Source organism: Zwartia sp. (genome assembly GCF_049655405.1).
Lineage (GTDB): Bacteria > Pseudomonadota > Gammaproteobacteria > Burkholderiales > Burkholderiaceae_B > Zwartia.
This window is the reverse complement of record NZ_JBASJR010000010.1, coordinates 1-9,560: the sequence shown is the minus strand read 5'-3', so window position 1 is coordinate 9,560 and position 9,560 is coordinate 1. Positions and strand designations below refer to the sequence as shown.

Sequence of the window (9,560 nt, the reverse complement as noted above, 5' to 3'; positions counted from 1 at the left end):
ACACCGATAACTTTTAAGGAGTTTGCCCATGTCGACACACGCACATCAATCAAAAGTCACTTCCATTGCCGCACAGATTGCTCAACTCCCACTTCTGCCCATGCAGAACATTTGGGCACTTTGGGACGAGCACTTTGAAGATCGGCCACGGCATCACCACCGAACCTGGCTCGAGTCTCGTCTTGCCTACAAGATTCAGGAAAAAGCCTTTGGTGGGCTCAAACCCACAACACGGCGCAAACTGGAAAATATCGGCGAGACCGGAATCCTGCCTAAGCGCATCCAGAGCGAAGCCGATCAGTTGCTACCAGGCACGGCGCTCACGCGCTTTTACGACGATGTAGAACACAAGGTCATCGTTCGCGGGGTGCGGAACTTTGAATATCAAGGGCAACGCTTTAAAAGCTTGTCCGCGATCGCTCGCCGGATCACTGGTTGTGTTTGGTCGGGTCCCGTCTTCTTTGGTCTGAAAGCAACCAAAAGGCAGGCCGTATGAAACAGAATTCTGCAGCAAAAAATAACGCAGCGACCTTTATCCCTAAAAAGAGATGCGCGATCTACACACGCAAATCAACCGAGGAGGGTCTGGAGCAGGAGTACAACAGCCTGGAAGCGCAACGCGATGCTGGCCTGTCATACGTAAACAGCCAGCGTCACGAGGGCTGGGTCGCACTTCAAGACTTCTATGACGATGGCGGTTTCTCAGGCGGAAATATTGAACGTCCTGGCTTGAAACGCTTGATGCAAGACATCGAAGCCAAGCGCATCGATGTCGTTATGGTCTACAAAATTGATCGCTTAACGCGAAGCTTGCCGGACTTTGCCAAACTGGTTGAAATATTTGACCGAAACAACGTCTCCTTTGTCTCGGTCACCCAGCAATTCAACACGACCACTTCGATGGGGCGACTCACGCTCAACATCTTGCTCTCATTTGCACAATTTGAGCGAGAGGTCACAGGCGAGCGAATTCGGGACAAGATCGCCGCCAGTAAAGCCAAAGGGATGTGGATGGGTGGCACCCCCCCACTTGGCTACGATGTCGTTGAACGTAAACTCATAGTCAATGAACAAGAAGCTATTCTTGTTCAGGATATTTTCCGAGGCTATGCCGAGCATGGCTCGGCGGCGCGCCTCGTTCGGGAGCTCGCAATCGAGGGGCGCACCACCAAGGCATGGATCACCCAGGAGGGACAATACCGAGCGGGGCGCACCATTGATCAGCAATTCATCTTTTGTCTGCTGCGCAACCGTTTGTATCTTGGCGAAATCTCCCACAAGGGCGAGTTTTTTCCTGGTCAGCACCAACCCATTGTTTCGCAAGAGACATGGGATGCGGTCCACACGATTATCAACCGGCGCAAGCAAGGCCCCAGAAGGCGTAGCACGGAGAACTCGGCCTTACTGAGCGGATTATTGTTTGCCCCGGACGGTCAAAAAATGTTGCCACATGCGACCAAGAAAAAAAATGGTCGTACCTATCGCTACTACGTACCGTATCTGGATAAGCGACGCGGTGCGGGCAGCACGCTCGAAGAGTCAACGCAAAAAGTGGGACCCATCCCTGCTGCCGAAATCGAAGCAGCAGTCATCAACGAAATTCAGCTGGCACTCATTGAGCCGGAACCATTAATTGCAGTCTGGAGATCTTATCTGAGACAAACTGCGTCCTGCGATCTTGAGGAGCCAAACCTCGTCGTCTCGATGCGGCGCATTGGAGAAATCTGGAACCAACTCTTCCCTGCAGAACAACAGCGCATCGTTCAACTCCTGATCGAGCGCGTGGACATTTGCCAATCAAGCATGAACATTGCTTGGCGAGAAGATGGTTGGATCGGCTTAAATCCAATGATCGTTGCTCACCCTTACGTGGAAGAATCTAAGGGTTTAGTTGAGGAGATAGCCGCATGACAGAAGTAACTTACGAAGGCAACCCAAGGCTGCGACGTGTGCGAGTGGATATCGATGGCTCGTCTCAGCAGTTTACGACAGGCAGTCAACGCATCACGGTAGTGCCACTGAAGATTCGACGCAAACATAACAGAAAGCTTCTGACGCCCCCTTCCGGGATATCAGCTGACGCCTATGGCGGCCTTGATCTGCCAATGATCAGAACGCTAGGCAAAGCCTTCTACTGGCAACGCCTACTCGATGAAGGGAAATACGCCTCGACCATTGAATTAGCACGAGCGCTCAGGCTTGAAGCAGGATGGGTTGCCGAGGTTATTCGGATGACCAACCTCGCACCCAAAATCATTGAGGCCATTCTGGATGGTAGCCAACCAAGGCACTTAAATTTGCACACGATTCGGGGGCGCAATGAAGCCCTGCCTCGTGAATGGGAGGGGCAAAAAAAGATGTTTGCCTTTATCTGAACAACCTAGCTTGATTTAAAGAAAATAGTCAATCGAGAGATACTCAGCTTTTGGCCGCAATCGACCAAGAGCTGTCTTTAAAATTTAGTGCCTGATAATTTTATCCTCCTTGGCCGTATGTTTGAAGATTGAATAGTGGACTCTCATGGGATACCCGTCAGTCTGGTTGCTAGACAATCAGGGGCGCGTCTACTCCTGGGGCTATAACCAATACGGCCAACTGGGCAATGGCAACAGCACGAACCAAAACGTGCCAAAGTTCGTCCCCATGTCTGTCACCACCCCAATCAAAGACATCTATGTCACAGGAGGCATTTACGCGGCCTCCTTTTTGATTGGTACCAACGGTATTTTGTATGCGGCAGGCGAGACGAACTCCTCGCTTCTGACCTCAAACGCATCTACCCATCAGCCCGTCATGCCTTGGGGTTGGAATAAGACCGTTAAAAAGATCTTCTCCTGCGAGACGCCAGGCACATGGGAAGGTGCTGGCACCTACCGTCGGTACGGTGCAGTGCTTGACAATGGCGAGCTCTGGATGTGGGGCGATCAGGGCGGTTATGTCGGAGACGGCTTTGGCATTGGCTACGGTCCTGCATCGTTTCAGGGAAATACGATATTTCCAATCAAGTGCCTGGATGGCGTCAAAGACGCGCAGGCCGTTGCTGCGGGTTATCACATGAGTCTTGCACTCATGAATGACGGAACAGTGAAGTGGACTGGATACAACGGTCAATACATTGGTGGCAGTTCCGGCATCTCTAGAACAACCTGGGAAACACTGGGTGCAAGTTACCTCACCAATGTCACAAAACTGCGCCTCTATGGCTACTCTACTTATCAGACCGCTGTGGCTTTGCGAAGCGATGGAAAAGTCGTGGTCTGGGGCTTTGGTGGCTCTGGTCAGGTTGGCAATGGCAATAACCTCACGCCGAACGCGCCGAACTCCTTTTTGCTTCTGGACAAAACGGTCGTTGACTTTAGCGTCTCAGGCTATTTCGGTGCAGGCTCGGGTGCCCTTTATTGCCTAACCTCTGACGGTCAGGTCATGGTCAACGGGTACGGCGCGCACTCCATGGACGGCGATGACGATCAGGAAAGTCGTTTTGCCCCCTCACCCGTCATTTTTTAAAGGAATCGAGACATGACAACCATATCTCTTGGGAAAGTCGCCTTCACGTGGCGATCGACTTACAACGCCAGTAGCACCTATATGAAGCAAGATGTTGTTTCCTATAACGGAGACAGTTTTGTCTGCGTGCTGGATAACACGATGGGGGTGACACCCACGGACGCTTCGGCTGCCTGGGATCTCTTTGCGCAGGGAACCACTGGGATTTCAAATAGTTCCGGGCAAATTATCTATAACAATGGCTCAGGACTTGTGGCACTGCCTGCGGGCGCACTTGGGCAAGTCTTAACGGTTGGTCCAACGGGCCTGCCTGTGTGGGCAACACCTGAAATCCGCTCCGGTACCAAGGCATTAAGGTTTCCAGAAAACACGGCCAATACCCAATCGAACCTGTACCGCACGATGGGTGTCATCATGACCGATGGGAGCGTGCGCGCCTGGGGGCAAAACTCAAATTTTAGGATTGGAGACGGAACCGAGTATTCGCGCTCCTACCCCGCGCGCGCAGCGTTTCCACCGGGCTTTCCCGGGGCATCTAAACTTTATTACACGGCACAAACTCACACCTACTGCATCGACAATAACGGTCAGCTCTGGATCTGGGGCTACAACGATTACGGACAGTGTGCCAATGGCAACACCGCTGTGCAACGCGTGCCGTTTAACGCAAGCGCTGATTCAGCCAACTCTATTTATGGAAAAACAGTCACGCAGGTGGCGCTTGCGTGCGGCGAGCAAAATGCCAATAGCTCTCTGGTGCTGTGTAGTGACGGCTCTGTTCACTCCTGTGGCTACAACGGTTATGGACAACTGGGTCACGGTGATACGACCTATCGTTCACGTTTTGTGCAACTGCCCGTGCTCTCTGGCATTACCCAAATTGCCGCTGGCCGCGAGGCGTATCAGTCCTGTTATGCCGTGAAAAACGATGGCACGCTCTATTCATGGGGTTACAACGGTGACGGACAATTAGGTGATGGCACCACCACCAACTCCACCATTGCCATGCCCCGATCGGGGGGATCGCTCAGTGGCAAAACCATTGTCAAAGTATTCGCCGGACAAAACTACGCCATGGCAATTGATACGCTGGGCAATCTTCATGCCTGTGGCTCAAACCCAAATGGACAGCTTGGCAACGGCAACTACGCAACTCAACTGACTCCCGTTTTAGCGGTTGGCACCGGTGTAGCCGATGCCTATCTGGGCGGTTATGACTATCCGGTCACCTACATTAAGAAAACAGACAACACGCTCTGGGCTTGTGGATGTGGGGACTATTGGGCCAATGGCGTCTCGCCTGCAGGTACTACTTCTGCCACCTTTACTCAAATCCCACTCGGAGGCACGCTCGTCAAAGCCATTCGAGGAGGCTCGGGATCGTACAACTTTGGTGCTGCGCTTCTGAACAATGGTTTAGTCAAGGTTTGGGGATATAACGGCAACGGTGCACTCGGGATGGGTGATACGAACAATCGATATTCGGTGAACACCATGCTGACAGGCAATCGCCTCGTCACAGACATCTGCGCACTGGGTACAGGCAGCCAACAAGGCATTGCACTCCTCATGGATGACGGCCAAGTCTGGCAAACGGGCTATGCCGGGGGCTCTCAGTTGCCTGAGGATGACTCTGAGTCCACGTGGACACCCATGCCAGTCGTATTTTGATGAACCAAAGAACCCAATTTTGAAGGAGGTACTGATGAAACGCATCACGAGCGAAGAAATCACACATAAGGAAATCTACGACAGACTTGTTTCAGTTGAAGACAAGGTCGATCGGATCGATGAGAACACTAAAGAGGTGACTGCAGCGTTTTCTGCGGCAAAGGGCGCTTTTATTGTGCTTGAAGTACTGGGAAAGATTGCCAAACCGATTCTGTGGATAACAGGCGTTTGCTCGGCCATCGCCCTGCTTTGGAATGAGTTCTGGAAAAGATGATTACTTTTGATGAAGCATTTGATCGACTGATTTCACACGAGGGAGGCTTTAGCGATGACCCTCGAGATTCTGGAAACTGGACTGGTGCAGCACAGGGAGTTGGTCAACTCAAAGGGACCAAATTTGGAATCGCTGCAAACTCATATGGCTATCTGGATATCAAGAATCTGACTCTTGAAGACGCAAAGGTAATTTATAAGCGTGACTTCTGGGATGTCTGTGGCGATACACACCCTGCGATTAAATTTCAACTCTTTGACGCATCGGTTAATCACGGTCGCAGTAACGCCATTCGCTTTTTGCAGCGTGCGGTGAAAGTGGCTGATGATGGCGACTGGGGTGTCATATCTCAAGCGGCCTTACAGCTGATGGATTCCAATGATGTTTTGCTGCGCTTTCTTGCTTATCGACTGAAGTTCTGGGCTTCACTTCAGAAGTTTGACATTTACGGTCGTGGGTGGACGAATCGCGGAGCGGAAAATCTTCTTTTTGCGGCCGAGGATAACTGAAATGAATAATCGTTCTGATCGGTGGCGTAATCGCCGAAAGATGGCCTGGCTATCCATGCTTGCCGGATTGCTATTTCCACTTCTTTTGCTTCTGACCGAGTCTAATCAACTTGGTCAAATTGCACCACCCTTTTATGTATTTGTTGGCATGGTCGTGACGGCCTACATAGGTGGGGCAGTCGTCGATGATCACTGGCAGCGGGAGGTCAAATGATTTCCTTACTTGCCAATCGACACATCCTGATTGCACTTGCACTTGCGGCAGGCATGTCTGGCCTCTGGGGCTATGGAAGATATCAATTTCATATTGGCTATCAAGCCGCAGAGAATATTCGCCACTTAGCCGATCTTGAATCTTTTAAGTCGGAATCCATCCGCTTGCAAGGCTTATCGGAATCCTTTGAAGAGCAGCTCAAAGCTTTACGCGAAGCACAACCCAAAATCGTTGAAAGGTATAACCGTGTTGTTATTGAAAAACCTCTGCCTGCTGATTGCCTTATTGACGCTGACCGGCTGCGCGAGCTCAACGCCGCCATCTCGAGCGCCAATACCAGCAAATCTGGCCAGCCCTTGCCCGGAGGTCGATAGTTTTACGTCGACGTCTTGGGATGATTTGATGAAGAGCTATCTAAAGCTAGTGATTCAGTATTCTGAATGTATTAATAAACATCATGCATTAGTGGGCAACTGACAGGCTAGAGGTGTCCCTCATAGAATGAGCTAATGTCTCATCTTGAGGATGACTTGCGTTGTCTTATGACATTGTCTAGCCAAGAGGCTGTTATTTGTCTGAAACTGAAATCGCATTGAGTTTTACACAGCGGCTGTATCGCCAGGCGAGGCACCGACTACGATTCATTCATGACGTCGTTACCTATGCTAAATCAGCGAAATGTACGAAATGTGTGGCGCGACAAGGGCTTTGGCCAAGTGTGACGGCTACGAAATCTGTAAAGTCAGCTCCCGCACGGTTAGCGCCTAGCTATGTCAAGAGTTAGATTATTGATAACTAACCTCTTTCATCAAGACCTTCCCTCTCTTAATCCTCGTTGTCAGCATACTTGGATTGGGCACTCAGACCGCGCATTGATAACGGTACGTAGCGCTCGACGGGAGTCTGCCAGGCCCGAAAGAAATCCAAAGGGTTCTGGGAACCGACGAATTCTCGAGCGAGTTGTAATCGGTCAAGCACAGATTTGCGTTCGATCTCTGAAAGCGGCTGTGCCCGATCCTCGATCCCCCGGAAGAACTGCTCCAGGCTGATGACCTTGGACCAGGCTTGAATAACCTGCTCAAGTTGATCGCGACTTTCATTTATTGATTGTGCAATGTTGCGCCGGTCATCCTCTTGTCGACGTCGCTCTTCTTCAGCAAGTCGCTCTTGCCGCCAGATCTCGCTCTGCCGCTCGGCTTCTTGCAGCTTTTCGATAGCGGGGGCAACCTCCTTTTCAATCAACTTGACGATATGTGGAATATCCTTGGTAAGGGTTTTGGCTGGGGTCTCTTGGAATGACATCGACCAAGAGACGTTGCGATATGGTGCATAGACAATCAATCGCAATCGGCCGGTGGGAAGGTTTCTCGTCGTCGTCCAGGTGTGATCGTGATACCTTCGGTTCTTGGACTGGACATATGCCGACTCACGGATGTACTTGCCATCTACATAACGCATCAGAACCGACTCGGTCATCTCAATGACGGCAAGTCCAAATGCAACAGAATCTACGTAAACGACCGTTGGTCGATGAGGCGACCAAAGGCCGCCGTAACTATATAGCTCCTGGCGACGGTCCTTTTTCGGTGGCTCCTCCTTTTCGTCGATACGTTCGCGACTAAATGGGGCATCTGGTGGCGCAATTACTACTCGATGCCCAGCAGACTCCAAGGCATTAAACAATTCGTTTGTAAAGTCCAGCGCCTTATCGAGCCCCGCACGCGTAGCGGTCACATCGACCAACAACTTTTTGTACGGCTTAAGATGGTCATGATCATCGATCTTGCGACTCGCCAAAAAGAGCGGCTTCGCACCTCGAATCATGCCGTGCGTTCCGCTGACAGGCCGGGTCGGCCTTGGCATTCGGGGGCTAGGTATCAGGCGTGGCTTTGGCAATGCTGGGGCAGGAAACCCCTCGGTCCGCGACCAAACGACGAGATCGCCTGGCAGGGGCTCTGGGAGTGCTGGACGTTGTGGTGCCTTGCCTACGGCCAATTTTGCCCAGTAGCCTCGCTCTGGTCGGGGTACCCTCAACTCGGTACACACTCGGGCGAGATAGCTACCAGACACCTCGAACTTCTCGGCGATCTTGGTCATGGGCATCGACCATACCAATTCATATAGGGTTTCTCTGCTAATCACGTTCGGATTCGTAGTTATCATCTTGATCAAGAAAATATCAGAATAAACGGAGATTTGAACGTCTTTGGCAGTCACCTCATTTAGAAGGCATTATTAAATTACCTTCGGCGCTGTACCCGCTGATTGTGACTTCTATTCGATTAATATTATTTCCTGAGTTCATGCCAGAACTATTCACCGAAGATTTTTCGACGAATAGTTGCATAGCGATTGATTACGTTTCTTGGAAAAGCTAATAGCGTCCTTGATTCGTATCCTGCTGATCAAGTTTTGGAAAGCCGCTCCTTTGCCAGCCTCGTGCCTTCAGCTAATGCTTGAAGCTTGCGCAAAGCTACTTCTCGCCCCATCGGCGCCAAGCCACAATTCGTGCACGGGAACAACCGCTCCTTCGGCACAAACTGCAGCGCCAGGCCGATGGAATCTGCCACTTCCTCAGGTGTCTCGACCACGTCGCTGGCCACATCAATGACGCCTACCATCACATCCTTACCTTCCAGCAGTTTCATCAGATCAGGGGGTACATGTGAATGAATACATTCAAGGCTCACCTGGTCGATGCTGCTGCGGGCCAACGCAGGAAATACCGTTTCGTATTGGCGCCATTCGTCTCCAAGCGTGCTCTTCCAGTCGGTGTTGGCTTTGATGCCATAGCCGTAGCAAATGTGCACCGCCGTTGTACAGCTCAAGCCCTTCGCAGCGCGCTCCAGCGCCTGCACCCCCCAATCAGCCGCATCCTTCATGTAGACATTGAAGGCGGGCTCATCGAACTGGATGATATCCACACCATCTGCCTGTAATGCGAGCGCCTCCTGATTGAGTAATTCTGCAAACGCAAATGCCATCTTGACCTTGTCGCCATAGAATCGATCTGCCACGGTATCAACAATAGTCATCGGGCCAGGCAATGTGAATTTCAACTTCTTTTTCGTATGCGCCCGCGCCAGCTGCGCTTCGAAGGCATGCACGCGACCTCTCAATCGTAGGGCCGATACCACCTGCGGCACCATCGCGTCATAGCGGTTATCTCGGATGCCCATCTTCACTTTATGCTCGAAGTCTATGCCATCAATCTGCTCAAGGAATCCGTGCACAAAATGTTGGCGTGATTGCTCACCTTCACTCACGATGTCCAGGCCAGCATCTTCCTGAGCCTTGATCCACAACAGGGTCGCATCGGCTTTGGCCTGAAGCAGTGCGTCGCCCTCAACCCTCCACTGAGGCCAAAGCTTGTTAGTTTCAGCCA

12 protein-coding genes are annotated in these 9,560 nt (G+C 51.4%); 10 read left to right on the top strand and 2 right to left on the bottom strand.

Annotated features, from left to right (window positions below):
* Positions 1–28 precede the first annotated feature (28 nt).
* The 10 genes from WBJ47_RS07800 to lysC all read left to right on the top strand — a co-directional run bounded on the left by WBJ47_RS07800 (position 29) and on the right by lysC (position 6,652).
* Positions 29–496: a DUF2924 domain-containing protein gene (locus WBJ47_RS07800; RefSeq protein WP_422245201.1), complete on the top strand. Its 468-nt coding sequence runs from the start codon at positions 29–31 to the stop codon at positions 494–496.
* Positions 493–1,911, top strand: coding sequence for a recombinase family protein (locus WBJ47_RS07795; protein WP_422245199.1), 1,419 nt, complete (start codon positions 493–495; stop codon positions 1,909–1,911). The genes WBJ47_RS07800 and WBJ47_RS07795 overlap by 4 nt, the downstream gene beginning before the upstream one ends.
* Complete coding sequence (locus WBJ47_RS07790; RefSeq protein ID WP_422245198.1) at positions 1,908–2,375, top strand: hypothetical protein; 468 nt, start codon at positions 1,908–1,910, stop codon at positions 2,373–2,375. Before WBJ47_RS07795 ends, WBJ47_RS07790 begins: the two co-directional genes overlap by 4 nt.
* 145 nt (positions 2,376–2,520) lie before the next feature.
* A complete protein-coding gene (locus tag WBJ47_RS07785) occupies positions 2,521–3,507 on the top strand; it encodes an RCC1 domain-containing protein (protein WP_422245197.1) in 987 nt (328 codons plus the stop codon).
* A 12-nt stretch (positions 3,508–3,519) separates the two neighbouring features.
* A complete protein-coding gene (locus WBJ47_RS07780) occupies positions 3,520–5,178 on the top strand; it encodes an RCC1 domain-containing protein (protein WP_422245195.1) in 1,659 nt (552 codons plus the stop codon).
* A gap of 34 nt (positions 5,179–5,212) precedes the next feature.
* A complete protein-coding gene (locus tag WBJ47_RS07775; RefSeq protein WP_422245193.1) occupies positions 5,213–5,452 on the top strand; it encodes a hypothetical protein in 240 nt (79 codons plus the stop codon).
* Positions 5,449–5,961: a glycoside hydrolase family 108 protein gene (locus WBJ47_RS07770; RefSeq protein ID WP_422245192.1), complete on the top strand. Its 513-nt coding sequence runs from the start codon at positions 5,449–5,451 to the stop codon at positions 5,959–5,961. The genes WBJ47_RS07775 and WBJ47_RS07770 overlap by 4 nt, the downstream gene beginning before the upstream one ends.
* Position 5,962: 1 nt before the next feature.
* Entirely contained in the window at positions 5,963–6,175 is a 213-nt protein-coding gene (locus WBJ47_RS07765; RefSeq protein ID WP_422245190.1) for a hypothetical protein, read from the top strand.
* Positions 6,172–6,549 (top strand): hypothetical protein, encoded by a 378-nt coding sequence (locus WBJ47_RS07760; RefSeq protein ID WP_422245205.1) that lies wholly within the window; start codon positions 6,172–6,174, stop codon positions 6,547–6,549. The genes WBJ47_RS07765 and WBJ47_RS07760 overlap by 4 nt, the downstream gene beginning before the upstream one ends.
* A complete protein-coding gene (gene lysC, locus WBJ47_RS07755) occupies positions 6,461–6,652 on the top strand; it encodes an Rz1-like lysis system protein LysC (RefSeq protein ID WP_422245203.1) in 192 nt (63 codons plus the stop codon). Before WBJ47_RS07760 ends, lysC begins: the two co-directional genes overlap by 89 nt.
* A 348-nt stretch (positions 6,653–7,000) precedes the next feature.
* Here lysC and WBJ47_RS07750 read toward each other — a convergent pair whose 3' ends face one another.
* Both WBJ47_RS07750 and WBJ47_RS07745 read right to left on the bottom strand, forming a co-directional pair.
* Entirely contained in the window at positions 7,001–8,272 is a 1,272-nt protein-coding gene (locus tag WBJ47_RS07750; protein ID WP_422245188.1) for a hypothetical protein, read from the bottom strand.
* 308 nt (positions 8,273–8,580) lie between these two features.
* Positions 8,581–9,560: methionine synthase (locus WBJ47_RS07745; RefSeq protein WP_422245186.1), on the bottom strand; the 980-nt coding region annotated here is incomplete at its 5' end.

Coding starts and splice junctions, on each gene's coding strand:
- WBJ47_RS07785 (WP_422245197.1), top strand. CDS start 2,521: ATGGGATACCCGTCAGTCTGGTTGCTAGACAATCAGGGGCGCGTCTAC.
- WBJ47_RS07750 (WP_422245188.1), bottom strand. CDS start 8,272: ATGACCAAGATCGCCGAGAAGTTCGAGGTGTCTGGTAGCTATCTCGCC.
- WBJ47_RS07760 (WP_422245205.1), top strand. CDS start 6,172: ATGATTTCCTTACTTGCCAATCGACACATCCTGATTGCACTTGCACTT.
- WBJ47_RS07780 (WP_422245195.1), top strand. CDS start 3,520: ATGACAACCATATCTCTTGGGAAAGTCGCCTTCACGTGGCGATCGACT.
- WBJ47_RS07790 (WP_422245198.1), top strand. CDS start 1,908: ATGACAGAAGTAACTTACGAAGGCAACCCAAGGCTGCGACGTGTGCGA.
- WBJ47_RS07770 (WP_422245192.1), top strand. CDS start 5,449: ATGATTACTTTTGATGAAGCATTTGATCGACTGATTTCACACGAGGGA.
- WBJ47_RS07795 (WP_422245199.1), top strand. CDS start 493: ATGAAACAGAATTCTGCAGCAAAAAATAACGCAGCGACCTTTATCCCT.
- WBJ47_RS07800 (WP_422245201.1), top strand. CDS start 29: ATGTCGACACACGCACATCAATCAAAAGTCACTTCCATTGCCGCACAG.
- WBJ47_RS07765 (WP_422245190.1), top strand. CDS start 5,963: ATGAATAATCGTTCTGATCGGTGGCGTAATCGCCGAAAGATGGCCTGG.
- WBJ47_RS07775 (WP_422245193.1), top strand. CDS start 5,213: ATGAAACGCATCACGAGCGAAGAAATCACACATAAGGAAATCTACGAC.